The sequence below is a fragment of the Paeniglutamicibacter kerguelensis genome, assembly GCF_017876535.1.
Classification (GTDB): Bacteria; Actinomycetota; Actinomycetes; order Actinomycetales; family Micrococcaceae; genus Paeniglutamicibacter; species Paeniglutamicibacter kerguelensis.
On sequence record NZ_JAGIOF010000001.1, the window covers coordinates 665,699 to 690,995 of the forward strand.

At 63.6% G+C, this 25,297-nt stretch carries 23 protein-coding genes and 2 tRNA genes; 18 read left to right on the forward strand and 7 right to left on the reverse strand.

The genetic code is table 11. From position 1 onward, the window contains the following. Positions 1-14 precede the first annotated feature (14 nt). The 6 genes from JOF47_RS02940 to JOF47_RS02965 all read left to right on the forward strand — a co-directional run bounded on the left by JOF47_RS02940 (position 15) and on the right by JOF47_RS02965 (position 4,266). Positions 15-87, forward strand: a tRNA-Asn gene (locus JOF47_RS02940). 162 nt (positions 88-249) lie between these two features. Next, positions 250-1,140 (forward strand): phage holin family protein, encoded by an 891-nt coding sequence (locus tag JOF47_RS02945; RefSeq protein ID WP_209995857.1) that lies wholly within the window; start codon positions 250-252, stop codon positions 1,138-1,140. Positions 1,141-1,274: 134 nt separating this feature from the next. Continuing rightward, positions 1,275-1,895 (forward strand): CDP-alcohol phosphatidyltransferase family protein, encoded by a 621-nt coding sequence (locus JOF47_RS02950; protein WP_209995858.1) that lies wholly within the window; start codon positions 1,275-1,277, stop codon positions 1,893-1,895. Next, complete coding sequence (locus JOF47_RS02955) at positions 1,883-2,794, forward strand: DMT family transporter (RefSeq protein ID WP_209995859.1); 912 nt, start codon at positions 1,883-1,885, stop codon at positions 2,792-2,794. The genes JOF47_RS02950 and JOF47_RS02955 overlap by 13 nt, the downstream gene beginning before the upstream one ends. Positions 2,795-2,902: 108 nt before the next feature. Continuing rightward, on the forward strand, positions 2,903-4,072 hold the full coding sequence (locus JOF47_RS02960) for a glycosyltransferase (protein ID WP_245356230.1): 1,170 nt from the start codon (positions 2,903-2,905) through the stop codon (positions 4,070-4,072). A gap of 120 nt (positions 4,073-4,192) precedes the next feature. Continuing rightward, positions 4,193-4,266: transfer RNA gene (locus JOF47_RS02965), tRNA-Ile, on the forward strand. Positions 4,267-4,357: 91 nt separating this feature from the next. Here JOF47_RS02965 and JOF47_RS02970 read toward each other — a convergent pair. Next, positions 4,358-4,885 carry a M23 family metallopeptidase gene (locus tag JOF47_RS02970; protein ID WP_209995861.1) on the reverse strand — a complete coding sequence of 176 codons (528 nt, stop codon included), beginning with the start codon at positions 4,883-4,885 and terminating at the stop codon, positions 4,358-4,360. 422 nt (positions 4,886-5,307) lie between these two features. Between JOF47_RS02970 and rpsB the strand changes: the two genes are divergently transcribed. The 6 genes from rpsB (at position 5,308) to JOF47_RS03000 (ending at position 10,379) form a co-directional block, all read left to right on the forward strand. Beyond that, a complete protein-coding gene (gene rpsB / locus JOF47_RS02975; RefSeq protein ID WP_209995862.1) occupies positions 5,308-6,177 on the forward strand; it encodes a 30S ribosomal protein S2 in 870 nt (289 codons plus the stop codon). A gap of 129 nt (positions 6,178-6,306) precedes the next feature. Next, entirely contained in the window at positions 6,307-7,146 is an 840-nt protein-coding gene (tsf, locus tag JOF47_RS02980) for a translation elongation factor Ts (RefSeq protein ID WP_209995863.1), read from the forward strand. Positions 7,147-7,320: 174 nt separating this feature from the next. Beyond that, entirely contained in the window at positions 7,321-8,064 is a 744-nt protein-coding gene (gene pyrH / locus JOF47_RS02985; protein WP_209995864.1) for a UMP kinase, read from the forward strand. Between the two features lie 97 nt (positions 8,065-8,161). After that, positions 8,162-8,719, forward strand: coding sequence for a ribosome recycling factor (gene frr / locus JOF47_RS02990; RefSeq protein ID WP_209995866.1), 558 nt, complete (start codon positions 8,162-8,164; stop codon positions 8,717-8,719). After that, entirely contained in the window at positions 8,719-9,651 is a 933-nt protein-coding gene (locus tag JOF47_RS02995; protein WP_209995868.1) for a phosphatidate cytidylyltransferase, read from the forward strand. The genes frr and JOF47_RS02995 overlap by 1 nt, the downstream gene beginning before the upstream one ends. Before the next feature lie 143 nt (positions 9,652-9,794). After that, positions 9,795-10,379: a DivIVA domain-containing protein gene (locus tag JOF47_RS03000; RefSeq protein ID WP_209995870.1), complete on the forward strand. Its 585-nt coding sequence runs from the start codon at positions 9,795-9,797 to the stop codon at positions 10,377-10,379. Positions 10,380-10,581: 202 nt separating this feature from the next. On the opposite strand, the gene JOF47_RS03005 is transcribed toward JOF47_RS03000, so the two are convergent. From JOF47_RS03005 to JOF47_RS03025, 5 genes are all read right to left on the reverse strand, one after another. Further along, the gene (locus JOF47_RS03005) at positions 10,582-11,928 is read right to left on the reverse strand and encodes an SGNH/GDSL hydrolase family protein (RefSeq protein WP_209995872.1); all 1,347 of its coding nucleotides are present in this window, start codon (positions 11,926-11,928) and stop codon (positions 10,582-10,584) included. 740 nt (positions 11,929-12,668) lie between these two features. Continuing rightward, the gene (locus JOF47_RS03010) at positions 12,669-14,150 is read right to left on the reverse strand and encodes a sodium/solute symporter (RefSeq protein ID WP_209995874.1); all 1,482 of its coding nucleotides are present in this window, start codon (positions 14,148-14,150) and stop codon (positions 12,669-12,671) included. Next, positions 14,147-14,581: a hypothetical protein gene (locus JOF47_RS03015; protein WP_342592695.1), complete on the reverse strand. Its 435-nt coding sequence runs from the start codon at positions 14,579-14,581 to the stop codon at positions 14,147-14,149. The genes JOF47_RS03010 and JOF47_RS03015 overlap by 4 nt, the downstream gene beginning before the upstream one ends. Continuing rightward, the gene (locus JOF47_RS03020) at positions 14,578-15,294 is read right to left on the reverse strand and encodes a LytR/AlgR family response regulator transcription factor (protein WP_209995876.1); all 717 of its coding nucleotides are present in this window, start codon (positions 15,292-15,294) and stop codon (positions 14,578-14,580) included. Before JOF47_RS03020 ends, JOF47_RS03015 begins: the two co-directional genes overlap by 4 nt. Positions 15,295-15,304: 10 nt before the next feature. After that, positions 15,305-16,549, reverse strand: a complete 1,245-nt coding sequence (locus tag JOF47_RS03025) for a sensor histidine kinase (RefSeq protein ID WP_245356232.1) — start codon at positions 16,547-16,549, stop codon at positions 15,305-15,307. Positions 16,550-16,781: 232 nt separating this feature from the next. Here JOF47_RS03025 and JOF47_RS03030 point away from each other — a divergent pair, with 232 nt between their 5' ends. Beyond that, positions 16,782-17,129, forward strand: coding sequence for a DUF485 domain-containing protein (locus JOF47_RS03030; protein ID WP_209995878.1), 348 nt, complete (start codon positions 16,782-16,784; stop codon positions 17,127-17,129). Positions 17,130-17,131: 2 nt separating this feature from the next. Beyond that, positions 17,132-18,766: a solute symporter family protein gene (locus JOF47_RS03035; protein ID WP_209995880.1), complete on the forward strand. Its 1,635-nt coding sequence runs from the start codon at positions 17,132-17,134 to the stop codon at positions 18,764-18,766. Between the two features lie 111 nt (positions 18,767-18,877). Here the strand turns inward: JOF47_RS03035 and JOF47_RS03040 are convergent, their stop codons facing one another. Beyond that, on the reverse strand, positions 18,878-19,381 hold the full coding sequence (locus tag JOF47_RS03040) for an Lrp/AsnC family transcriptional regulator (protein ID WP_209995882.1): 504 nt from the start codon (positions 19,379-19,381) through the stop codon (positions 18,878-18,880). Positions 19,382-19,564: 183 nt separating this feature from the next. Between JOF47_RS03040 and JOF47_RS03045 the strand changes: the two genes are divergently transcribed. From JOF47_RS03045 to JOF47_RS03060, 4 genes are all read left to right on the forward strand, one after another. Beyond that, on the forward strand, positions 19,565-20,695 hold the full coding sequence (locus JOF47_RS03045; protein WP_209995884.1) for a thiamine pyrophosphate-dependent dehydrogenase E1 component subunit alpha: 1,131 nt from the start codon (positions 19,565-19,567) through the stop codon (positions 20,693-20,695). Next, positions 20,692-21,699 (forward strand): alpha-ketoacid dehydrogenase subunit beta, encoded by a 1,008-nt coding sequence (locus JOF47_RS03050; protein WP_209995885.1) that lies wholly within the window; start codon positions 20,692-20,694, stop codon positions 21,697-21,699. Before JOF47_RS03045 ends, JOF47_RS03050 begins: the two co-directional genes overlap by 4 nt. Continuing rightward, positions 21,696-23,096: a dihydrolipoamide acetyltransferase family protein gene (locus tag JOF47_RS03055; RefSeq protein WP_245356233.1), complete on the forward strand. Its 1,401-nt coding sequence runs from the start codon at positions 21,696-21,698 to the stop codon at positions 23,094-23,096. Before JOF47_RS03050 ends, JOF47_RS03055 begins: the two co-directional genes overlap by 4 nt. 434 nt (positions 23,097-23,530) lie before the next feature. After that, complete coding sequence (locus JOF47_RS03060; RefSeq protein WP_209995887.1) at positions 23,531-25,195, forward strand: peptide ABC transporter substrate-binding protein; 1,665 nt, start codon at positions 23,531-23,533, stop codon at positions 25,193-25,195. The last annotated feature ends 102 nt before the right edge of the window (positions 25,196-25,297 follow it).

Here is a 25,297-nt window from a genome sequence, read left to right on the forward strand (position 1 = left end):
TTTATCTGCTTCCTTCCTCCGTAGCTCAATTGGCAGAGCATTCGACTGTTAATCGAAGGGTTACTGGTTCAAGTCCAGTCGGAGGAGCGCAAATAAGAATCCCCGTCCTCATTCACGAGGACGGGGATTTCTTGTCTCTGGCCGATCTAATACCCTAGGTGTACCTCTTCCGGGTGAGTGGTTTGAGCACGTCCGAGTGATAGTTTGATTTGAGTTGGCCAGGCGATGGCCACACGAAATGGAGACACCATGTCTGGAACGGAATCGACTGGTACGCAACAGCCGTACTTGTCTGCGCCACGAACCATAAAGGGGCAGGTCGGCGGCCTGCGCCACCTGATTCCAAGCCAGTTGGCTGACGAGGCGCGCATTGCCGCGAATATCCTCAAGTCAAAGGGCATCAATGTCGGCGTTGGGGCAGGTGTCGGCATCGCTGCGGTGGCGCTTCTGGCCTTCATGGTCATAGCCCTGGTGGTGGCCCTCATCCTGGGCCTTAGCACGGTAATGGCCCCATGGCTTGCAGCGCTGGTGGTTGCGGCCGGCTTCCTGGTCCTGGCACTGATCCTCGCAGGCTTTGCCACGTGGCGAGTCAAGAGCACCATGCCGCTGGTTCCTGAAGAAGCGATCCGCGGTTTCCGCCATGACCTCGGGGTCATCAAGGACGGCAGCAGCTTTGACGTTTCGACCCTGGACGAACCGTTCTTCGAAAAGAAGACCGAGCCGGAAACCGCCGAGGCCGAGCCGAAGACCGGCGAGAAGAAGCCGAAGGTCGAAAAGCTCACGCACGATGAATTGATCATCCGCACCCGTGAGCGCCGCGAACAGATAGCCATACACCGCGATGGGCTGGGGCAAAAGCTCGAGGTACCGATCCAGGTCGGCGAAAAGATTTCGGATGCCACCCACGCGGCGGGCGAGGGCATCACCAAGGCCGCGGCCCAGGCACGTCACCTTGCCAACACCGCCACGGAAAAACTGAACGACGGCGTTGAGGCCGCGACCGAAAAACTTGTCGAGTTCAGCGGCCTTGAAGGGGAAAACGCCAAGGAAGCCTTGCGCGAACGTTGGCAGCCCTTGGCGCTCATGGCCGGCTCGATCGCCATGTTCTTCGTTTTCCTGCGTAAGCTCATGCGCAAATAGGCAGACGGCACGGCCTCCCACGCCGGCCCAGTCCACCGGTTAGCGACGGACTGGGATTCAATGAGGCCACCAGGATTTCAGCGTCCGTTGTGAGGACAACGGAGGCGCTACCGGATACGGAAAAGGGGGAGGACATGCGCATCATCGGTGCAGGTACACGAGACAACTTCGAGTATCGGGAACTCGCCACCTTCTGGACGGTGCCCAACATCATTACCGTGCTGCGCTTCCTGCTTGTCCCGCTTTTTGTCTGGCAAACCGTAACGCTTCACTACGGGTGGGCCACGCTGACCCTGGTGATCTTGGGAAGCAGCGACTGGATCGACGGGTACGCTGCCCGGAAGCTGGACCAGATTTCGACGGTGGGCAAATGGCTTGATCCGGTAGCCGACAGGGTTGCGCTCATCGTCATTGCCAGCACCTTTGTGGCGACGAAGATCGCCCCGGCATGGCTTGTTTTCTCCATCGTGATTCCGGACATAGTACTGATCATCAACGCGCTGGTGCTCTTCAAGGGCAGCCCCAACTTGCCGGTGAGCAATCTGGGGAAAATCCGCACGGCACTCTTGCTGGCAGGTGCACCGTTGCTGTTGCTGGGCAACACCAACTGGGGAAGCAGCACCATCATCGGGCACATCTCGACGTGGATCCTGGCCTTGGCTTGTGTACTTCACGTGATCGCGGCGGTGGGCTACTTCATCCAAGCCCGGCAGAAGGCCAAGGCTCTCAAGATGGGAACCGAATGGTCTGGCTAGCGGTCCTGGCCGCCATTGCCGGGGCGTTCTTCCTGGCATTTGGCACCCAACACCAGTCCAGCGCGGTTCGCGCAAGCGCCGGGGGGCTTAGTGTCAACGGCCTTGGCCTGGTGCGCTTGTTCAAGACCCCGCGATGGGTCTTCGGCTTGGTGCTGCTAGGCATCGGCCTGGGCCTGAACGTCTTCGCACTGGCAAGTGCACCGCTCACCGTGGTCCAGCCCATCGGGGCGATTGCGTTGGTGATCACCACAGTGGTGAACGCCCGCGAGCACGACATCAAGATGAACAGGCCGACCATCCTGGCCATCATTGCATGCGTGGCCGGCAGCATCGGCTTTGTCCTACTGGCCATCCAGGTCACCGCTGAAGGCCATGAAATCTCCAAGCAGCAGGAAATGATTACGCTCCTGCTGCTGGCCGTGGTCGTGGCGTTCTTCGGCGGCGTTGTCCTCTTCATGCCGCACCGCGTGAACGCGTTCTTCTACATCGTAGGGGCCGGCGTGCTCTTTGGCTTCGTGGCGGTGCTGGTGCGCACCATTTCCGTGTCGCTGCTGAACCCCAACGGACTCTTCCTGGCAAACGTTTCCTGGTATGCCGTGGCTGGCGTGCTCGTGGCCGGCTTGCTGGGCTCCTACTTTGTGCAAAATGCGTATTCAAAGGGGCCCCCGGACCTAGTGGTTGCCGGTTTGACGGTAATCGATCCGATGGTCGGCATCGGCATCGGCATCGGCATTTTTGGTGAGTTAGATCCTAATGTCCAGCCAGCGGTGGCGCTAGGCATGGTCGGGGCTGGATGCGTTGCTATCGTAGGGGTGATTCTCTTGTCGCGGCACCACCCTGACGTGCTCGAACGCAAGGCAGAGTCCAAACGCCGAATGAAGATTTCGGAAGGAAACTAGTCCTTTAAACGATCCTGCAACACGCGAGATCAGACATTGCAACGACAACCGTGGCCGCGAACCGGCCGCGTCGAGGAGTGAAACACCCCTGTGACGGGCGAGAAACCTTTGAAAATTGTGATTGCGGCGGACACCTATCCACCGGATGTAAACGGCGCAGCGGTCTTTTGTTACCGTCTGGCCACGGCCATGACGGAACGCGGACACGAAGTCCACATCTTGGCTACTCGGCCCGAAAAGGGCCCCACGATCACGGAGAAGCGGCCCGAAGCGACAGTGCATAGGCTGCGGTCACACTCGGTTCCAACGCACGAGTACTTCCGCATCTGCTTCCCTTGGGAAATCAACCCGGAAATCAAGAAGCTGATCGACCAGATCCAGCCCGATGTCGTGCATGCCCAGTGCCACTACATGATTGGCCAGGGCGTTTTGGCGGTCGCCGGCAAGCGCGGAATCCGCACGGTTGCCACAAACCACTTCATGCCTGAAAACCTTGACCCTTTCCTGCCCTTCCCGCAGTGGTTCAAGCGGATCATCGCCACAAATTCATGGCGTGACATGGGCAAAATCATGGGCAAGGCCAACGTTGTCACCACCCCGACTCCGCTTGCTGCACGGGCCATGCGTGACTACGCCCGGCTTGAGAAGGTGCTGCCGCTCTCCAACGGCATCGATTCGAGCAACTATGAGCTGGCCGATGGCGAGATTATCGAGCGCAATACCTACCCGACCATCCTGTTCGCCGGACGCCTTGCGGTGGAAAAGAACGTGAATGAAATCATCGAGGCCCTGACCCTCATGAAGACGGTGCCCGATGCGCACCTTGAGGTCGTGGGCGACGGCGAGCAACGAACCTTCCTGGCGAAGCTTGCCAAGGAAAAGGGCGTGGAGTCCAGGGTCCGTTTGCTGGGGCATGTGGATGATGCGGAACTGCGCAATGCCTACCTGCGTGCGGACGTGTTCTGCCAGCCCGGAACCGCTGAATTGCAGTCGCTGGTAACGCTTGAGGCCCTGTCCGCATCCAGGCCGGTGGTGCTGGCCAACGCCATGGCGCTGCCACACCTGGTGGACAACGGTGTCAACGGATACCTTTTCGAACCCGGCAACCGCGAAGACCTGGCAAACAAGTTGGATGTAATCCTGGCCATGGGCCAAGATGACCGGGCAGCCATGGGCGAGGCGGGACACGCCAAGGCGGCGAAGCACAGCCACGTCAAGACCATGGACACCTTTGAGGCGCTTTACCGCGGTGCCACGGCAGAAGACTATTTGCCCTGATGCCTGGTTCCCGGCACGGGTGTTTGCGATGTGAAAACATTGGCGAAAATCCATTAGTATGATTTTGGATGTATTCGTTTGGCCCTTCCGGGAGAAAACGATCGGATTCATCCCAGTCATGGGGCGGTAGCTCAGTTGGTTAGAGCAGAGGACTCATAATCCTTTTGTCGTGGGTTCAAGCCCCACCCGCCCTACAGGGAAAGCCCCGGACAGTCCGTGCATCAGGCGGGATTGTCCGGGGCTTCTTTGGTTCCCGACGGGAGTCCCGACCGAGGCGCAGCGCTATCAGGGTCCCTGCTTGGGCAGCAGGATGGATGGACGCATGTCGCGAATGGTCAGCAGCGGATCAACGTATTCCTCGAACAAACGCAACCCCCAATGCAGGCATAGCCTGTCGCAGTGGGCCCCCGTGCCGACCATCCCGATTTCGTCTCCCGTTGCAACGATCGCCCCGACGCCGAGGCTGCTGCGCACCGGCTCAAAGCTGGAGCGAAGTCCGGCCCCGTGGTCGATCACGAGCACCGGCCTGTCAACGATGACCCCCACGAATGAAACGATGCCGCCCGCCGGCGCCCGCACCGCGGTTCCCGGCTCCGCGCCCAAATCAGCGCCGCGATGACCGCTGAGCCACCGCTGGGCCGGAGGGTCGAAGGTCCGCACCACGGGAGGGACCGGGGCCAGCGGCCATGACCATCCGCCTGTTCCGTTTCCTGGTTGAGGGGCCGCCGGGACCTGCCGCGGCGGAGTGCCGGAGATGCCGAGAAGAAGCGAGGCCCCGAGCAGGGTGCCTGCCACTGCCGAAGTAACTTTCATGGCATCGAGCATGAGCCGGAAACGAATAAATGCGCGGGAAAATGCCCGGGCGGGGGAGTTTTGCAGGTGTGATGCATTTACCTGCAAGCTGTGCGGAGCAGTCCCGACGGGCGCCCATGGCTGTAGTACACTGGAACACGCGGTTCTGTGTGCCCTCAAGACCATTTGGTCCCACGGGGTTCACGAAGCCGACTTCGCGCATGAGACATCCACAGATGAACCGCCTTGTAGGTGGCGCATCGTGCTGGGCGCTCGGCTCCACGGTCCGACTTTCGTCGGTAGGAGCCAGTGCGGGCTGAATCTTCGGCCTGTCCGTGCCAGGGGTCACATCCAAATCCGGATGCGCACCATCAACCGATATCTAAGGCAGTTACCGCGGTCCAGTGATGGATCGGCCAGCTACTGCCGGAAGGAGTTGCGACATGCCAGTCGTAACCATGCGCCAGCTGCTCGACAGCGGCGTTCACTTTGGACACCAGACCCGTCGCTGGAACCCGAAGATGAAGCGATTCATCTTCACCGAGCGCAACGGCATCTACATCATCGACTTGCAGCAGTCGCTGTCGTACATCGACCGCGCCTACGAGTTCGTCAAGCAGACCGTTGCCCACGGCGGCACCGTTCTGTTCGTTGGCACCAAGAAGCAGGCTCAGGAAGCAATTTCGGAGCAGGCTACCCGCGTTGGCCAGCCTTTCGTCAACCAGCGCTGGCTCGGTGGCATGCTCACCAACTTCCAGACCGTTTCCAAGCGCATCTCGCGCATGAAGGAACTGGAAGAGATCAACTTCGAGGATGTTGCCGGTTCGGGCCACACCAAGAAGGAACTGCTGCTTCTCAAGCGCGAGCTGACCAAGCTTCAGACCAACCTTGGCGGTATCCGCAACCTGACGAAGACCCCTTCGGTCCTCTGGGTTGTTGACACCAAGAAGGAGCACCTGGCCATCGATGAGGCACGCAAGCTGGGTATCCCGGTTGTCGCCATCCTCGACACCAACTGCGACCCGGATGAAATTCAGTTCCCGATCCCGGGCAACGACGACGCCATCCGCTCCGTCAACCTGCTCACCCGCGTTGTTGCTGACGCCGTTGCTGCTGGCCTGATCGCCCGCAACAACAAGGCCGCCGGCAACACCGAAGCTCCGGCCGAACCGCTGGCCGAGTGGGAGCGCGAACTGCTCGAGGCCGGCAAGGCCGAGGCTCCGGCTGCTGAAGAAGCTCCGGCTGCTGAAGAAGCTCCGGCTGCTGAAGCTGCTCCGGCAGCCGAAGAAGCTCCTGCCGCTTCCGCCGAGTAGTCACCAAAAACAAAATCCGGGTGTGGATCTCCTGATCGGTGATCCACACCCGGAAAAACCGTAGGACGGGCCTGAAGCGGCCCGTCCTTCGGCGAAAAAGCTCAAAACCACTTATGAATGGGGTTGCACGTGGCAAACTACACCGCTGCTGACATTAAGGCTCTGCGCGAGCGCACCGGCGCTGGCATGATGGACGTCAAGAAGGCTCTCGACGAGGCCAACGGCGACGCCGACAAGGCCATGGAGCTCATCCGCATCAAGGGCCTGAAGGGCGCTACCAAGCGCGAAGGCCGCTCGACCTCGGAAGGCCTCATTGCCGCCAAGGTCATCGATGGCACCGTTGGTGTCATGATCGAGCTGAGCTGCGAGACCGACTTCGTTGCCAAGAACGAGAAGTTCATCGCCCTGGCAAACAAGGTCCTGGAGGTTGCCGTTTCCTCGGCAGCAACCGACCTGGAGACCCTGCTGGCCGTCGACGTGGATGGCAAGACCCTTGCCGACGTCGTCACCGAAGAGGGCGCAGTATTGGGCGAGAAGGTTATCGTCCGTCGTCTGTCCCGTGTTGAGGGTGCATCGGTTGATGCGTACCTGCACAAGACCTCCAAGGACCTTCCGGCACAGGTCGGCGTTCTCGTTGCAGTGGACGGCTCCGGCGAAGCCGCAGCCGCCGTTGCACACGACGTTGCAGTGCACACCGCTGCAATGGCTCCGAGCTTCCTCTCCCGCGACGAGATCGCTGCAGAGACCGTCGAGAACGAGCGCCGCATCGCCCAGGAGACCGCTGTCGCCGAAGGCAAGCCGGAAGCCGCCATGGCCAAGATCGTTGAAGGCCGCCTGACCGGCTTCTTCAAGGAACTGGTTCTGGTTGACCAGGCATTCGCCAAGGATGCCAAGAAGTCCGTAGGCAAGGTACTCGAGGAAGCCGGCGTAGCCGCTACCGCCTTCGCACGTTTCCGCGTAGGCTCCTAACTAAGTACACCGGCAGGGTCGACGTACGTTAGACCTTGCCAACCAAGGTAAAGGGGGTGGCCACCATCTGGTGGCCGCCCCTTTTCCCTGCCAGCCAAGGGACACGCCCGCAGGTGTGTCCCAAGTAAACGCATCAATGCGGGCGACGCTGACCCGCAAGCAGGAGGAACCCCCATGGACGCAACACTCGAGCAGAACGAAAACAGCATTCCGGCCCGGCGCCGGCGCGTATTGCTGAAGCTTTCCGGCGAAGTTTTCGGCGGAGGCAAGCTCGGTGTTGACCCTGTCACCGTACGCGGCATCGCCGAGCAGATCGCTGCAACCGTTGGCAAGGTTGAGGTCGCGATCGTCGTCGGCGGCGGCAACTTCTTCCGCGGCGCCGAACTTTCGGCATCCGGCATGGACCGCTCCCGCGCAGACTACATGGGCATGCTCGGCACCGTCATGAACTGCCTTGCCTTGCAGGACTTCCTGGAACAGGCAGGGGTCGACACCCGCGTGCAGTCGGCCATTTCCATGGCCCAGGTCGCCGAGACCTACATCCCGCGCCGTGCCATTCGCCACATGGAGAAGAACCGCGTGGTCATCTTCGGCGCCGGTGCAGGACTTCCATACTTCTCGACCGACACCGTCGCGGCCCAGCGTGCGCTTGAGGTCGACGCCGACGTGGTGCTGATGGCCAAGAGCGGTGTCGACGGCGTTTACACCGCCGACCCGAAGAAGGATCCGACGGCGACCAAGCTTGAGCACCTCACCTACGAAGAGGCCCTCATCAAGGACATTCGCGTGATGGACCAGACCGCGATGACCATGTGCAAGGACAACAAGCTGGAAATGATGGTCTTCGGCATGGAGGGCGACGGAAACGTGACTCGTGCCATCCTCGGCGAAAAGATCGGCACCCGCGTCACCATCTAGTGCCAGCCGGGAACACCCGGTGTGGCATAGGATTGTTCACAAGCCCAGAAACTACCGGCCACCGTACACGAGCTGGCCGAACTCAAAGGAGTAGAACGTGATTGAGGATATCCTCGTCGAGGCAGCCGACAAGATGGACAGCACCATCGAAAACGCGAAGGAAGACTTCTCCGCGATCCGTACCGGCCGCGCGCACCCAGGCATGTACGCCAAGGTCATGGTCGACTACTACGGTTCCCCGACCCCGCTGCAGCAGCTGGCTTCCTTCGCCACCCCTGACGCCCGCACCATCCTGATCACCCCCTACGATGTGACCGCCCTGCGTGAAATCGAAAAGGCCCTGGGCGATTCCGAGGTTGGAGCCAACCCGTCCAACGACGGCAAGACCATCCGCGTGATCATGCCGGTGCTGACCGAGGAACGCCGCAAGGAATACGTCAAGGTCGTTCGCGGCAAGGGCGAGGACGCCAAGGTTGCACTGCGCAACCTGCGCCGCAAGGCCAAGGACGGCATCGACAAGCTGGTCAAGGACGGCGAAGTCGGCGAGGACGACGGTGCCCGTGCCGAAAAGGAACTCGACGCGCTGACCAAGTCGCACACCGACAGCATCGACGATTTGCTTAAGCGCAAGGAAACCGAGCTGCTGGAAGTCTAATGTCCAATCCCACCGAGCCGAGCGAAGGAACCTCCGGGGCCCTTCCGGAGCCATCGCCGGAAACCGGCGGGCTTGAACCTGTGACTCGACGCTCCGTGAGCGCCAAAAGAGCCAAGGGGTCCAAAGCCGGACGCGATCTACCCGCGGCAATTGCCGTGGGCCTGATTCTTCTGGCTTTGGTCCTCACCGGCCTGTTCTGGTTGCCGGTGGCCTTTGTTGCCACCGTCGCCGCCTTCGCGGGCATCGGATGCTGGGAAGTATCCCGTGCCCTGGACCACGCCGGGGTCCACACGCCATTGGTGCCTTTGGCGGTGGCCAGCCTTTCGCTGCCGTTCGCTGCCTACTATGGCGGCCTCGAGGCGCTGAGCCTGGCCTTCGCCGCCAGCGCGCTCCTGGTCTTCCTTTGGCGGATCATCGAGGGCCCCGCGAAATCGGTGGCCTCGATCATGGCCGGAATCCTGGTGCTGGTCTGGGTGCCGTTGTTGTTGAGCTTCGCGGTCCTGGTCTTCAACGAAGACAAGGGCTACCTGAAAGTCACCACCGTCCTGTTGCTGGTGGTCTCCAATGACACCTTTGGGTACCTGGTTGGAGTGATCTTCGGAAAGCACCCGATGGCCCCGAAGATCAGCCCCAAGAAATCCTGGGAGGGATTTGCCGGGTCAGTGGGTGGAGCGACCATCGTCGGGATACTCGCATCGGTCTTCCTGCTTGACCTGCCGTGGTGGGTAGGCATTCCGCTGGCGGTTGCCACGGTGGCCGCATCAACGGCAGGCGACCTTTCGGAATCCATGGTCAAACGCGAACTCGGCATCAAGGACATGAGCAACATCCTGCCGGGGCACGGCGGTGTGATGGATAGGCTCGATTCCGTGGTCTTCGCCATCCCGGTCGCATACGTCCTGACCATCTTCCTCATGCCCGGCGTGCTGTAAGTGCCGGCGCCAAAGAGTCCCTAGAATGTAATGAGCGGTGCCGGCAAGAGGCCTTCGAACCTTATTGCCGGCACACTCGCCCCCCCCCAGCAACGAAGTGCCGGTCGATTCCGGCACGCATTACCAAGATCAAGGAAAGCATTGTGAGTCAGGACAAGGCACAGCCGGCCTCCACCCCATTTGAGCATGTGGCGGAGAAGGAATTCGGTTACAACACCAAACAGGTGGATGTGTTCCTCGCCCGCGCCCGCGCCACCTTCAACGGGGACGGGGACGATGATTCGATCGTCACCAGCCACATGGTGCGGCGGACGGTTTTCCCGGCTCAGCGCGGTGGCTACAGCGCCCGCGAGGTCGATGCGGCACTCGATCGCCTGGAGGACGTGTTCGCCCAGCGTGAGCGCGACGCCCTCATCCAGACCAATGGAGAGGACGCCTGGCTGCAGCAGGTCGGCCGCCTTTCTGCCATCCTCCGGGGACGCCTGCACCGCAGCCCGGGGGAGCGGTTCCGCCACCCCTCGCGGGCGAATGCCTCCAGCTACAACGTCCAGGATGTGGACAAGCTATGCTCCCAGCTCATTGATTACTTTGAGAAGGACGTCCCCATGAGCGTAGATGCGGTGCGCCGTGCGGAATTCCGCCGTGCCGAGGGCGATCAGGGTTACGAGGAATCGCAGGTGGATGCGTTCCTGGACCGGGTCGTGGAACTCATGGCCTCGATCGACTAGCCAGCACTTGCTTGACTGAAAACACCAGGACACCCTTCAGTGTCCTGGTGTTTTCTGGTTTCGGGTGTTCGACAGCCTTCGACGGACACGGGCATTCCGGAGGGTCTGCCCAAGACATCGGCGAATTGTCCTGCGCCGGCCCGGCGTGGTTCGCACGTTCTTGCTTGGGTCGGGCAGCAACCCGTGCCACCGGACGTGGCCGCTAGGACTCGCGCACGATGATCCGCCCGAAGGCCACCGAGCGCGTGGGCGCGCCGCAGCCGAAGCCTGCGCCGGTATTGCCGGCCAACGAGGCCGCCCTGGCCGGCAGGGAAATCGCTTTCACCAGGGCCCCGTCCAGATACGCGACGCAGGTATTTCCGACGACAACCAAGCGGACCTCGTGGTCGCCCGGCGCGATGGCTCTGGCTTCATGCCAGATCTCCGGATTGGTCGCCCCGTCACTGACGTTGAGGGAAACCTGCTGCCCGGTCCCGGCCGTGATGAATAGGCCGATGCCCGCACCTGTCGACGGGTCGGCCCTCACCAGGATGCCGGCGGGATGGTTGTCCGCCCCGGTATGCGTGATGCTCATGGACGCATCGACATTGGACAGTGACGAATCGGCGATGGCACTGCCATCCGTGGTGATGCTGGCCTTTCCGCCGGAAATCGTGAACTGCGACCCGGGCGAACCGATCCATCGTTGCCCGGAATCGGCTGCTCCCAACGGGCCGTTGGCGCGAGCGAATGAATCCGAGATGGCAGTTCGGACATTGCGCGGTGTCGCCATGAGCTCTTGGGCGAGAATCCGGGCGACAAAGTCGTGCCCCGCCGGTGTCAGGTGGATACGGTCCTCTTTGAGGAAATCCAGCGGGTCGCTTTTCGGGAATCCGATTGCCTCAAAGTCGCGCGAGACATCAAGAAACGCCACGCTGCGGGGGCGATCCTGTGCGATGCCTTGCAACACTGCGCGGTACTCGTCCCAGAGCGCAGTGACGTTGTGGTCGCTGCGCTCATGTGCATGGATCAGGACGTGCGTGTGTGGCTGCGGCAGGACCGCGTCGATCGCGTCGAGCGACCGGAGCATGTCCACCCGGTATCTGGTAGCCGGGGCACCGTCTCTCGCATCGTTGGACCCGATCATGTATGTGATGACGCTCGGTGCCAATGCCTTGATCTGGCCGACCATTGCGGAGTCCAGGTACGTGTTGGACCTTGTACCCGGCAAACCGCCGTTGTAGAAGTGGATCCCCGGCAACGTGTTGCGTGGGCTGGCCAGATTCCCGGGTGTGGAGTCTCGCCCCGGCCCCGATGCGTACCGTGACTGCATTGCCGCGCAGAGCTTGTTGACCCACCTGTCCGCGGGAACCTGGTCCACGCCCGCGGTTGTCGATGACCCCAGCGACACGACCACGACCGATTCGGTGGGGGCCCTGGTGTACGCGGCAAGCAGGACACCCAGAGCAGGGTTCTTCGTCGGCTCCACCTGTTCGGTGAACGTCTCGGTGGGCGTCGTTGGGTCAGGGATGCTCTCGGCCCCAAGGGAAGCGACGGTTCTGGCATCCATGGTTTGTTCCACGGTGCTTCCGGTCACCGGGGATGCAACAGCGGCGCCAAAGGCCGCGAGGAGCGGAATGGCCAGAACGGCGCGACGCGCTGTCTTGGGCGGCGCAGGGACCTGCGCATCCTGAATGCCTGAACACGATTCGTTGCGTCGATTCCTGTTCATTGGCCCCCCTAGCTTTTGCCCGGGAAAGCTCCCCGGACTTTGGTCCTGATCAATTCCCAAAAACGATCGCCCGTCATTGTTCCATCACAGTATCGGGATCGGTGGGCAGCCGGAATACGTATTGCGAACAACATAATCTCCCTGGGCAGATTTCGGTGATGCAAACGACCGGGCTAATGTCCGTCGAGCGCAACCGAGAAGGGTGCAGCATGCCCTGGAAACGCCTGAGGTGCCCGGATTGACTCGGTCATTGTCCGACGTTGCTGTGACGGTCGGACGATTGCCGAACAGGCCGGGGAGCCGCTGAGTACCAAAAATCGAACCCTTTGGGCGGTCCGGATGAGCGTTGAAGCATAAGGATTGTTGTGGTGCGGGCCCCTGCGCGGGATGAGGGTCTTCGCGCTGCGCTTCCAGGTGTTGCAGTCGTCGGAAATGAAAAGGTGCAGGTCGGTTCGCCATACACCCTTCCTGGCCCCGGCGAGCGTGTCATTCAGCAGGCAGACGTATTGGTCTTCGACGGGTTTGACGTGCAGATGCCAAGAGGTCTTGCGCGGCTTGACCGGCCCTGAAACCCGGTTTCAGGGTGCTGGGTTGTGCAGCTGCTCGGGGACGTGCAGACGCGCCAACACCGCGTCGACCCTGGCCGGGATGCGGTCCTTGGTGCCGATGGAAACCCCGACCATGACGATGAACGCCAGCGGGACCGTCCAGGCGGCGGGCTGGGAAACCAGGTCATGCAGGGAACCCGGTTCATTGGGCATGAGGGTCGCCAGCAACAGGGCCAACCCGCAGCTGAACGCCCCGGCGAAAAGCCCGGAAACCGCGCCCACGACCGTCAGCCCCCGCCACCAGATTCCCAGCAGCAAAAGCGGGCAGACGGTGGATGCGGTGAAGGCGAACACCGAGCCGACCGCCCCGGCCAGCGCAAAGCTGCTGGTGCCCAGCGCCAGAAGCAGCGGAACCGCCGTTGCAATCACGGTGGAGATCCTGAAACCGCGCACGGTCCCGCGGAACAGGTCCTGTGAGATGGTGCCGGCCAACGAAACCACGAGCCCCGAGGACGTGGAGAGGAATGCCGCGAAGGCGCCGCCGATGATGATGGCCGTCAGGGCGTCCCCGGCCGCGCCGCCGATGATCCGCCCGGGCAGCAGAAGCACCGTGGCATCGGCGTTGCCCGAGTTCGCCAGCTCCGGGGTGTAGGCGCGGCCCAGGATGCCCAGGACCGTGGGGAACAGGTAGAACAGCGAGAGCAGGCCAAGGACGATCGCGGTGGTCTTGCGCGCCGAGGGGCCGTCTGGGTTGGTGTAGAAGCGGACAAGCACGTGCGGCAGGCCCAGGGTGCCAAAGAGCAGGGCCACCAGCAGGGAGATGTTGTAGTAGAGCCCCTTGGCCGCGCCGTTCTGGGCGGCTTGGTCGAAGATCGCTCCGTTGAGGGTCGCGGATTCCCCGGCCAAGTCCAGGTGCAGGAGCATGAACACCACGGGAATCGCCAGTGCGGCGAGCTTGAGCCAGTACTGGAAGGCCTGCACGAAGGTGATCGATCGCATGCCGCCGGCCAGCACCGTCACGCACACGATGCCCATGACCAGCAGTGAGCCAAGCCAGCCCGGCAACCCGGTGCTGATGCCCAGGGTCAGTGCCGCCCCGTGGAGTTGCGGGACGATGTAGAGCCAACAGATCACCACCACCAGGAAACTGGTGAGCCGGCGCAGGCCCCTGGACCCGAAGCGGATCTGGGCGAAATCCGGGATGGTGTAGGCCCTGGAGCGGCGCAGCGGAGCCGCGACGAAAAGCAGCAGCATCAGGTACCCGGCCGTGTAGCCGATCGGGAACCACAGCGCGTCCTGCCCGGAGACCACGATGAGCCCGGCAATGCCCAAGAAGGATGCGGCGGAAAGGTATTCCCCGCCGATCGCGCTGGCGTTCCACCAGGGCCGCACGGTGCGCGAGGCAACGTAGAAGTCCCCGGTGGTGCGCGAGAGGCGCAGCCCGTTGATTGCGATGGTCACGGTGACGACGGATACCAGCGCCACGGCAATGAGTGAAACCGTGGAATTCATTTTTCGACGATGCTCCGGTACCGGGCCTCGTTGCGGGCCGCGGCCTTGTTGAACAGGAAGGCCGAGAGCAGGATCAACGGGTACACGGCAACCCCCAGCAGCCACCAGGGCAGCGGGATGGTGGCCAGGCGGATGTCGTGGATTTGCGGCCAGGCCGTGACCATGACCGCCAGGCCGACCAAAAGCAGCAGGAATCCCAGCGCCACGGAGACGGCCAGGCGCAGCTGGGAGCGGATGAGCGAACGGACGTAGAAGGCGTCGGCCGCATCGGGCTCCGGACGGTGCGGAATGCCGGGCATCGAACCGGCCGGCGCACTGACCCGCACCCGGTTGCCGGTCGGCGGCGGCAGGCCGTCGAGTCCGGCGCCGGCCGGCCGCGGGATGCCGGCGACCTTGGCCGGTCCCGGGGAACCGGTACCAGGGGAGCTCACAGGGGCCGGACGCGGTTGGCCGCCAGGCGCTCACGCAGGTAGGGCAGGGCCCGGCGGGAGACGGGCAGCTCGATTCCGCCGATCACCACGGCGGCCTTGCCCGTCTGCAGCTTGACGGTGTCGATCCTGTCCATGGACACCAGGTAGGAGCGGTGGATGCGGACGTATCCGGCGGATGCCCACTGCTGCTCGAGGTCGTTCAGCGGCACCCGGATCAGGTAACTGGCGTCCTTGGTGTGCAGCCGGGCGTAGTCGCCCTGCGCCTGCACGTATCGGATCTCATCGCGGCGGATCATCTTGGTGATGCCGCCTTGGTCGACGGTGACGACCTCGGGCTTCGAGGTTTCCTCTTCGGCCAGCTCGCACACCCGGCGGATGGATTCGGCCAGCCGCTCGGGGCGCACCGGCTTGAGCACGTAGTCGAGGGCGGCAAGCTCGAAGGCCTCAAGGGCCTGGTCCTCGTCGGCCGTGACAAAAACGACCGCGGGGGGACGGGCGAAGCGGGAAATGACCCGGGCGATGTCCAGCCCGGACAGCGCGGGCATGTGGATGTCGAGGAACAGGGCGTCGATGCTGAATTCCTCGAGTGCCTTCAACGCCTCGGCGCCCGAGTTGGCCCGGTGGATCTGTCCCACGCGTGAATCGAGCGACAGGAGATACGCCAGCTCTTCGACGGCCGGCAATTCATCGTCCGCGACGACTACATTAATCATGCGGGTAATTTTACCCGGCCAACGGTCCGCGGGGCCCATTGGGCGTGTTCCATGCCCCGTCCGGCGCATTGTTCGGCGCATCGGGCACCACCCCGGGACGGAACTTGGGGATGCGCATGGTGATCAGCGTGCCGGCCCCCGGGGCGGTGTCGATGACCAGTCCGTGCGCGTCGCCGTACACCTGGCGCAGGCGGACGTCCACGTTGCGCAGCCCCACGTGGACGGATTCGGTGGTGCCGGCCAGCACCGCGGCGAGCGACCCGGGATCTATGCCGACACCGTCGTCCTCGACGGTGATCAGCGCGAATTCGCCGCTGTCCGAGGCGGTGAGGGTGATCTTGCCGCCGCCGGGCTTGGATTCAAGCCCGTGGCGCACGGCATTCTCCACCAGCGGTTGCAGGCTCAGGAACGGGATGGCGGTGGAGAGCACCTCCGGGGCGATGGCCAGGGAGACCCGGATCCTTTCCCCGAAGCGGGCCTTTTCCAGCAGCAGGTAGCGGTCGATGGCCTGCAGTTCCTCGGCCAGCGTGGTGAAGTCCCCGTGCCTCCTGAAGGAGTAGCGGGTGAAGTCGGCGAATTCGACGACCAATTCGCGTGCGCGGGCCGGGTCGGTGTTGATAAACGATGCGATGGCGTTCAGCGAGTTGTAGATGAAGTGCGGGCTGATCTGGGCGCGCAGTGCGCGGACCTCCGCCTCCATGAGCAGCGCGCGGGAGGCGTCGAGCTCGGCCAGGCCCACCTGGGCCGCGACCCACGCGGCGACCTCCGTCACCGCCCGGACGAATCCCGCGCCGGCCCGGGGGATGTACGCGCACACGGTGCCCACCGGGGTGTCGCCGACCATGATGGGGGAGCAGACCAGGTCCGCCCCCTCCGAGCGCTTGACCTGGGTGCGCCGGGCGGCCATTGCGGCGGCGGCAAGACCGAGGGCCGGGGCCGTGCCGCGGCCCTCGATGTCCGGGATTGTGCCGTCGACAGCCAGCACCGCGGCGTTGTCGGTGATGACCAAGGCCTGGCAGGCCAGCAGTGCGCGCAGGTGCTTTCCCGCCTTGGCCGCGCCCTCCGGGGTCAGGCCCTGGGCCAGGTGGGGCGCCGCAACGGAGACCTGGTGCAGTGTCTCGAACGTCGCCTTGTCGGCGTCGGTGCCCAGGTCGCGGTTGGACCTGGCGATCTTGAATCCGAGGTATCCCACCAGGGCGGCCCCGACAATGACTGTGGCAACGATCAGGGTCATTTGCAGCGCGGTGGAGAGCATGGGACAAGCCTACTGGGCATGGAAATGGGCGTGCCGTTCGTCGCCGTCGGCCGCCGCTTGGCGCATGCGGGTGACCGTTTGCCGGTTGCCGGCCGCGGGCCACTACTGCCCCGGGTCCGCGTAGCGCAGAGTGATCCCAGTCACTTAGGTGGGTGGCGCACTCCACGTTTCGGATGTCATGGGAAATCCGGTGGGCAGCGGCACGGCACCTGGAACCTTCGAAGGAGGAATCATGAGCACTACCCCGGAGTCGGGCGTCGCCGCCGACATTGATTTTGTGAAGGAGCAGAACTCGGAGGAGTTCACCGAGCTGCGCAAGACGCACCGCAGCTTCGTGTTCCCGATGGCCGTCATTTTCCTCTTGTGGTACTTCGCCTACGTGCTGTTGGCCGACTACGCGCACGAGTTCATGTCCATCAAGGTGTGGGGGAACTTCAACGTCGGCCTGCTGCTGGGCCTGCTGCAGTTCGTCTCCACCTTTGCCATCACCGCGGCCTACGTCTCCTTCTCCAACCGGAAGCTTGACCCCAAGGCCACCGCCATCCGCAAGCGCCTCGAAGCACAGCAGGCAGGGGAGTAACCATGAACGTCCTATCGATTCTTGACGCGGGGGCCGCCGCGGCGCCGGAGACCACCAAGGTGGGCAACCCGTGGGTCAACATCGGCATCTTCGGCCTCTTTGTCGCCGTCACCCTGATCGTGGTCCTCAAGGCCTCGAGCAACAACAAGACCGCGGCCGACTACTACGCCGGCGGCCGGTCCTTCACCGGAACGCAAAACGGCACCGCCATCGCCGGCGACTACCTCTCGGCGGCCTCGTTCCTGGGCATCGTCGGCGCCATCGCGATCAACGGCTACGACGGCTTCCTGTATTCCATCGGCTTCCTGGTCGCCTGGCTGGTGGCCCTGCTGCTGGTCGCCGAACTGCTGCGCAACACCGGCAAGTTCACCATGGCGGACGTGCTTTCCTTCCGGCTGAAGCAGCGCCCGGTGCGCATCGCCGCGGCGGTCTCCACCCTCGCCGTCTGCGTCTTCTACCTGCTGGCCCAGATGGCCGGCGCCGGCGCGCTGGTTTCCCTGCTGCTGGGCATCGACGACCGGCTGGGCCAGTCCCTGGTGATCGTCGTGGTCGGCGCGCTGATGATCACCTACGTGCTGATCGGCGGCATGAAGGGCACCACCTGGGTGCAGATCATCAAGGCCTGCCTGCTGATCGCCGGCGCGTTTGTCATGACCATCATGGTCCTGGCCCAGTTCGGCTTCAACTTCTCCGCCCTGCTCGGCGCCGCAGTCGACAGTGCCGGAACCGCCGACATCCTGAACCCGGGTATGCAGTACGGCAAGACTGAAACCTCAAAGCTTGACTTCATCTCCCTGGGCCTGGCCCTGGTGCTGGGCACCGCCGGCCTGCCGCACGTGCTGATGCGCTTCTACACGGTCCCCACCGCCAAGGAGGCACGCAAGTCGGTCGTCTGGGCCATCTGGCTCATCGGAGCCTTCTACCTCTTCACCCTGGTCCTCGGCTACGGCGCCGGCGCCCTGATCGGTGCGGACAAGATCAAGGCGGCCCCGGGCGGCGTGAATTCCGCGGCCCCGCTGCTGGCCTTCGAGCTCGGCGGCCCGCTGCTGCTGGGCCTGATCTCCGCGGTCGCCTTCGCCACCATCCTGGCCGTGGTCGCGGGACTGACCATCACCGCTGCGGCATCGTTCGCCCACGACGTCTACGCCTCGGTCATCGCCAAGGGCAAAAGCACCCCGGAGAAAGAGATGAAGGTCGCCCGCCGCACCGTCATCGTCATCGGAGTGTTCGCGATCCTCGGCGGCATCGGCGCCCAGGGCCAGAACGTCGCCTTCCTGGTGGCGCTGGCCTTCGCCGTGGCTGCCTCGGCAAACCTGCCGACCATCCTGTACTCGCTGTTCTGGAAGAAGTTCACCACCCAGGGTGCCGTCTGGTCCATGGTCGGCGGGCTCGGCTCGGCGATCCTGCTGATCGTCTTCTCCCCGGTCGTGTCCGGGCTGCCGACCTCCATGATCCCCGGCGCCGACTTCTCCATCTTCCCGCTGGCGAACCCGGGCATCGTCTCGATCCCGCTGGCGTTCTTCCTGGGCTGGCTCGGTTCGGTGCTGGACAAGAACGTCGAGGACCCGATCAAGTCCGCTGAAATGGAGGTGCGTTCACTGACAGGCGTCGGCGCCGAAAAGGCGGTCGACCACTAACCCCGGTACTTCCCGCATCAAAAACAGTGGCGTCCCACCCCGGCCGGGGGTGGGACGCCATCGCCTTTGTGCGCCGGGTGTCTGGCCGCGTTGCTCGGTGGGCGGCGCCGGTCAGCCGGCCGATTCGTGGTCGTGCCGGGCGGCGCGGTCGGCCAGGTACTGGTCCATCAGCGAGGTGGTGCGGTGGGGGATGAGCTCGGCCATGGACAGCGAGGTGTCGGCGCGCTCGACCCCGTCGATGGCGAGGATCTGGCCGTTGACCCGGAAAAGCTCCTCGGCGCCGCTGGCCACCACGCGGGCCAGGATGTCCGCGGATCCGGTCACCCCGTGGGCCTCGACGATCTCCGGGATCCGGGTCAGCTGCTCCACGATGGACTGCAGGCGGCGCTGCTGGATGTGGATGTGTACGAAGCTCACCAGCGGGAAGCCCAAGGCCGCGGGGTTGATGCGCTGTTCGAATGGCAGCAGGGCGCCGGAGGTCTCGAGGCGCACCATGCGCGTCTGCACGGTGTTGCGGCCGAGTCCCAGCTCGGCGGCCAGGGCGACCGCGCTGGCCTTGGGCTGGCGGCACAGCGCGGAGAGGATGCGCATGTCCGTGGCGTCTAGTTGCTGCATAGTGCGAAAGACTAGCACCGTCGCACCGGTCCGGATAGTGCAGGATGTTCAATTCGGCATTGATGGATTGTGCGCACTGCCTTCTGTGAGTAGCATCACAGGTATGTGGCGGCGACGAGGCCGCCACCCCGGAAACACGCATCCCACAGGAGTCGGGTTTCCGGGCCCTCGCAACGCAGAAGGATGCCGACCGTGTCCAATACGTTTGACGCGCAGGCCCCTGACGGGCCCGAACGCTACCTCCAAGTCATCGGCCCCGACGGCTCCCGGACCCCGTGCCCCGAACTCGACGACTGGGTCCAGGATGTCGACACCCGGGTCCTGGGGGACCTCTATGTAGACATGGCCTGCATCCGGCGCCTCGACCAGGAAGGCACGGCGCTGCAACGCCAGGGCGAGCTGGGACTCTGGGCGCCGCTACTGGGGCAGGAAGCTGCCCAGATCGGTTCCGGCCGGGCGCTTGATCGCAACGACTTCATCTTCCCCTCCTACCGCGAGCACGGGGTTGCCTACTGCCGCGGCGTGAACCCGCACGACCTGCTGCGCATGTGGCGCGGTGCGGCCCCGAGCGGGTGGAACCCCTACGAGGTCAACATGGCCAACCAGCAAATCGTCATCGGCGCCCAAACCCTGCACGCAGCCGGGTACGGCATGGGCCTGAAGCTCGACGGCTCGACCTCGGCCGTGATCACCTACTTCGGCGACGGCGCCACCAGCCAGGGCGACGTCAACGAGGCAATGGTCTTCGCCGCCAGCTACCAGGCGCCGGTGCTCTTCTTCTGCCAAAACAACCACTGGGCCATTTCCGAACCCGTCACCCGGCAAACCACCGGATACATCGCCGACCGCGCCAAGGGTTTCGGCCTGGCCACCTGGCGGGTCGACGGCAACGACGTCGTGGCGGTCCTGGCTGCCACCCGCGCCGCGCTCGCGCACGTGCGCAGCGGCACCGGCCCGGCCTTCATCGAGGCAGTCACCTACCGCATGGGCGCCCACACCACCGCGGACGACCCCACCCGCTACCGCGATGCGCTCGAGCTCGAGGAATGGGCGGCCAAGGACCCGCTGGACCGCATCGCCGCGCACCTTGATTCGCTCGGCGCCGACCTCGAAGCCCTGAAACTGCGCGCCTCGGCGGCGGCCGATGCATTGGCCGCGGGCCTGCGCGAGGCCATCACCACCATGCCCGATCCCTCGGTCGACGACCTCTTCGCCCATGTCTACAGCCACGGGCATTCCTGGCTTGAGGGGCAGCGCGAGGAGTACAGGCTCTACCTGGACAGCTTTGCGGCGGACGCGGAGGTCTCCCGATGAAAACGCTCACCTTTTCCCAGGCCCTGAACTCCGGGCTGCGCGCGGCCATGGAACACGACGACAAAGTCGTGTTGATGGGGGAGGACATCGGCAAGCTCGGCGGCGTCTTCCGCATCACCGACGGGCTGCAGAAGGACTTCGGGGCCCACCGGGTCATCGACACCCCGCTGGCGGAGTCCGGCATCGTGGGCACCGCGATCGGTTTGGCCTTCCGCGGCTACCGTCCCGTGGTGGAAATCCAGTTCGACGGATTCGTCTACCCGGCCTTCGACCAGATCGTCTCGCAGCTGGCCAAGATGCATTTCCGCTCCCGCGGCAACGTGAAGCTGCCGGTGACCATCAGGATCCCCTTCGGCGGGGGCATCGGTTCCCCGGAGCACCACTCCGAATCGCCCGAGGCCTACTTTGCGCACACCGCCGGCCTGCGCGTGGTGTCCCCGTCCAACCCGGAGGACGCCTATTGGATGCTGCAACAGGCAATCGCCGACGACGACCCGGTGATCTTCCTCGAGCCCAAGCGCCGCTACCACCAGCGCGGGGACGTCGACCTGGACCAGGTCCCGGAGGAAGGATCGCTCTACAAGGCCAAGATCGTGCGCCCGGGCAGCGACCTGACGCTCATCGCCTACGGCCCGCTGGTGAAGACTGCACTGGATGCGGCAACCGCCGCCGAGGACGAGGGGATCGACATCGAGGTCATCGACCTGCGCAGCATCGAGCCGGTGGACTTCGAAACACTCGGCGCCTCGGTGCGCAAGACCGGCAGGGTTGTCATCACGCACGAGGCCGGCAAGTTCGCGGGGATCGGCGCCGAGCTTGCGGCGAGCCTGACCGAACGCTGCTTCGACCACCTTGACCACGCCCCGGTGCGGGTGACCGGATTCGACATCCCCTACCCGCCGGCAAAGCTTGAGAACCACCATTTGCCGGACCTGGACCGCATCCTCGACGGGGTCGACAGGGCCATGCGCCGAACCGGAACACAGCTGGGAGAGGACGGATGAGCGCCACCATGGAGAAACTTTTCAACCTGCCGGACCTTGGCGAAGGGCTCACGGAGTCGGAGATCCTGTCTTGGCGGGTCGCCGTGGGCGACACCGTGCAATTGAACCAGATCATCGCCGAAGTGGAGACCGCCAAGGCCGTGGTGGAACTGCCCTCGCCCTTCAGCGGCGTTGTCACCAAGGTCTTTGAACCCGTCGGTGCGGTGGTCAACGTCGGCAACCCGATCATCTCCTTCGAGGTGCCGGCCCCCGCCGGCGCACCAACCGACAGGCAGCCGACCCTGGTCGGCTACGGTGCCGCGGTGGAATCCACCGGCCGTCCGGCACGCCGCGGACGCGCGATCCTCGCGGAACCCGCGGCAAAACAGCCCGCGGCAAGGCAGCAAGAAGCTGTTCCCGTGGCCGCAACGCAGGCGCTCGCCGAAATCGACGAACAGGTTGTGCAGCCACAGCAGCAGGGGATCGGGTACCTGCGTGCCCGGCCCCCGGTGCGTAAGCTGGCCCGCGACCTGCACGTGGACCTGCGAGGGGTGCACCCCAGCGGCGCCGGCGGACTGATCACCCGGGAAGATGTGCTGCAGGCCAAGCCGCCCGCCACGGAGATCTCTGCGGAAACACAGGTGCCTGCGTCGGCAATCGGCCATCCGTACGGCGCGCCGGTCGTTGAAGCAATCGCTGCCCAGACGCCCAGGGAGTCTCGCGAGCGCAGGGTCCAGGTGCACGGGGTGCGCAAGACGACTGCGAAAGCCATAGTGGCAAGCGCATTCAGCGCCCCGCACGTTTCCGAGTTCCTCAGCGTGGATGTCACCGAAAGCATGGAATTGCTGGAACGGTTGCGCCAGACGCCGCACCTGAAGGGGGTCAAGCTCACCATCACCACGCTTGTGGCAAAGGCGGTCAGCATGATCCTGGCCCGGCATCAGGGGATGAATTCCCGCTGGGACGCGCAAAGCGGCGAGATCATCGAGTTCCACTACGTCAATCTCGGCATCGCCGCCGCCACCGATCGGGGGCTGATGGTTCCGGTGGTGCACGAGGCCCAAAACCTGAACCTGGAGGCCATGGCGCGGGAGATCTCGGAGCTCACCCGTGCGGCACGCGAGGGCACCATCAGCCCGGCACAGCTTTCGGGGGGGACCTTCAGCATCAGCAATATCGGGGTTTTCGGGATCGACGCGGGGACACCGATCCTTCCCCCGGGGCAGACCGGCATCCTCGCCCTGGGACAGGTGCGGAAGATGCCGTGGGAGTTCCGCGACGAGGTGGCGCTGCGCCAGGTCATGACGTTGTCGCTGTCGTTCGACCATCGGGTCGTGGATGGCGAGCAAGGAGCCAAGTTCCTGGTCGAGCTGGGCATGCTCCTCAATGACCCGGGCATGCTCTTTGGGGTGGCTTGATATGTAACAAGAGGTTCCAGTGGGCATCGGTCGGCCTGCATCCGAAAGCATCTTTGCCGGAAGCAGGCCGACCGAATGCGCCGCGCATTTCCCAACCATGGCGTCGGGACTGGCCGGACAGGGCTCGAATGCAGGCATGGCAAGAAAGTGTAGAACGGGCTGGACACCGTCTGGCAACGTATCCGCGTTAAGCGCTACACGTTTTTGACAGTGCCCGTGTTTGGACCCCTGCGTACGTTTCGGAAACTAATTCCGGACGTCACGCGAAGCATATGTTGCAGGTTCATAAAGATTGTCTCCAAAAAGATGAATTCATTGAATGTTTCACACATGAGTGAGTACGCTCACATGGGAGTGGTGAAGATCACCGGGGTTCGCGTGCTGCCATGAAGGCGGTGCCAGAATCCATCCAACAGAAACCTTGAGGAGACAGTATGCGATACACCCGCACTTCGAAGGCACTCGTGCTTTCGGCAGCTCTTGCACTAACACTTTCGGCATGCGGTGGTGGTGCTGGCAGCACCGGTGCCAGCAACGGCAGCGCGGGTGCCACGGGTGGTGCCGAGGGAAGCTCAACGGCGGTGATTACTGCGAACTCGACCGAACCGCAGAACGGCCTGCTTCCGGCCAACACCAACGAAGTTGGTGGCGGCCGCGTCATGGACCTGCTCTTCACCGGTCTGGTGAGCTACGACGCCGCCGGTGCGCCGGTGAACGAATTGGCTGAGTCCATTGAAACAAAGGACGCCACGAACTACACGATTAAGATCAAGTCCGGCCAGAAGTTCAGCAATGGCGAGCCCGTGACCGCGAAGTCCTTCGTTGACGCCTGGAATTTCGGTGCCGCTGCCAAGAACGCACAGCTGAACTCCTACTTCTTTGAGTCCATCAAGGGCTACGACAAGGTCAGCGCCAAGGACGCCACCGTGGACACCATGGAAGGCCTGAAGGTCGTCGATGAGAACACCTTCACCGTCGAGCTCTCTCGCGCCGAATCCGACTTCCCGCTGCGCCTGGGCTACACGGCCTTCTACCCGCTTCCGGCTGCGGCATTCGAAGACCCGAAGGCCTTCGGCGAAAACCCGGCAGGCAACGGCCCCTACAAGCTGGCCGACGATGGATGGCAGCACAACGTCCAGATCCAGTTGGTTCCCAACGCCGACTACAGCGGACCGCGCAAGCCCGTCAACGGAGGCGTGACGTTCAAGATTTACAGCACCTTCGATGCCGCCTACCAGGACCTGCTCGGCGACAACCTCGACGTCCTGGACCAGATCCCGCCGAGCCAGCTGCAGAACTTCAAGGACGACCTGGGTGACCGCTGGGTCAACCAGGCCTACGCCGGCAACGCCACCATGACGATTCCGAGCTACCTGCCGGAATTCCAGGGTGAAGCCGGCCAGATGCGCCGCGCAGCCATCTCGATGGCCATCAACCGCCAGGAGATCATCGACAACATCTTCTTCGGCGGCAAGCAGATCGCCAAGGACTTCACGTCGCCGGTTATCGACGGATACTCGGATTCGCTTCCGGGCAACGAAGTCCTGGCCTTCAATGCGGAAAAGGCCCAGCAGCTCTGGGCCGACGCCGAGAAGATCTCCCCGTGGCCGGCCGGCAAGGTCTTCACCATCACGTCGAACATCGACGGTGCGGGCAACAAGGAATACATCGAGGCCATGGCCAACCAGATCAGCAACACCCTGCCGATCAAGGCCGAGCTGAACCCGATTCCGACGTTCAAGGAAATGCGCACGCTGGTTGGCGAGAAGAAGCTCACCGGCGCATCGCGTGCCGGCTGGCAGGCCGACTACCCGTCTCTCTACAACTTCCTCGGCCCGCTGTACGCCACCGGCGCGGGCTCCAACGACGGCGACTACTCGAACCCGGAATTCGACAAGATGCTCACTGAGGGCCTGTCGGCCACCAGCGTTGAAGAAGGCAACAAGATCTTCAACAAGTCACAGGAAATCCTGCTCAAGGACCTTCCGGTGGTGCCGCTGTGGTACCAGGCCGTGCAGGGTGGCTGGAGCACCAAGGTAGCCGACGTCAAGTTCGGCTGGAATGGCGTGCCGATGTACTACGCAATCACCGGCAAATAACAGCCCCACCGCTGACATGGATCGTGCGTAAGGGGGGCCCAAAAGGTCCCCCTTACGCACGTCAATGATTAATCCATCAAGTTCGCGGCCCCAACTCATGTT

Excerpts from the sequence above, each read along its gene's own strand:
- JOF47_RS02945 (WP_209995857.1), top strand. The coding sequence starts at position 250 with ATGTCTGGAACGGAATCGACTGGTACGCAACAGCCGTACTTGTCTGCG.
- JOF47_RS02950 (WP_209995858.1), top strand. The coding sequence starts at position 1,275 with ATGCGCATCATCGGTGCAGGTACACGAGACAACTTCGAGTATCGGGAA.
- JOF47_RS02955 (WP_209995859.1), top strand. The coding sequence starts at position 1,883 with ATGGTCTGGCTAGCGGTCCTGGCCGCCATTGCCGGGGCGTTCTTCCTG.
- JOF47_RS02970 (WP_209995861.1), bottom strand. The coding sequence starts at position 4,885 with ATGAAAGTTACTTCGGCAGTGGCAGGCACCCTGCTCGGGGCCTCGCTT.
- rpsB (WP_209995862.1), top strand. The coding sequence starts at position 5,308 with ATGCCAGTCGTAACCATGCGCCAGCTGCTCGACAGCGGCGTTCACTTT.
- pyrH (WP_209995864.1), top strand. The coding sequence starts at position 7,321 with ATGGACGCAACACTCGAGCAGAACGAAAACAGCATTCCGGCCCGGCGC.
- JOF47_RS02995 (WP_209995868.1), top strand. The coding sequence starts at position 8,719 with ATGTCCAATCCCACCGAGCCGAGCGAAGGAACCTCCGGGGCCCTTCCG.
- JOF47_RS03005 (WP_209995872.1), bottom strand. The coding sequence starts at position 11,928 with ATGGATGCCAGAACCGTCGCTTCCCTTGGGGCCGAGAGCATCCCTGAC.
- JOF47_RS03010 (WP_209995874.1), bottom strand. The coding sequence starts at position 14,150 with ATGAATTCCACGGTTTCACTCATTGCCGTGGCGCTGGTATCCGTCGTC.
- JOF47_RS03020 (WP_209995876.1), bottom strand. The coding sequence starts at position 15,294 with ATGATTAATGTAGTCGTCGCGGACGATGAATTGCCGGCCGTCGAAGAG.
- JOF47_RS03025 (WP_245356232.1), bottom strand. The coding sequence starts at position 16,549 with ATGCTCTCCACCGCGCTGCAAATGACCCTGATCGTTGCCACAGTCATT.
- JOF47_RS03030 (WP_209995878.1), top strand. The coding sequence starts at position 16,782 with ATGAGCACTACCCCGGAGTCGGGCGTCGCCGCCGACATTGATTTTGTG.
- JOF47_RS03035 (WP_209995880.1), top strand. The coding sequence starts at position 17,132 with ATGAACGTCCTATCGATTCTTGACGCGGGGGCCGCCGCGGCGCCGGAG.
- JOF47_RS03040 (WP_209995882.1), bottom strand. The coding sequence starts at position 19,381 with ATGCAGCAACTAGACGCCACGGACATGCGCATCCTCTCCGCGCTGTGC.
- JOF47_RS03045 (WP_209995884.1), top strand. The coding sequence starts at position 19,565 with ATGCCGACCGTGTCCAATACGTTTGACGCGCAGGCCCCTGACGGGCCC.
- JOF47_RS03050 (WP_209995885.1), top strand. The coding sequence starts at position 20,692 with ATGAAAACGCTCACCTTTTCCCAGGCCCTGAACTCCGGGCTGCGCGCG.
- JOF47_RS03055 (WP_245356233.1), top strand. The coding sequence starts at position 21,696 with ATGAGCGCCACCATGGAGAAACTTTTCAACCTGCCGGACCTTGGCGAA.
- JOF47_RS03060 (WP_209995887.1), top strand. The coding sequence starts at position 23,531 with ATGCGATACACCCGCACTTCGAAGGCACTCGTGCTTTCGGCAGCTCTT.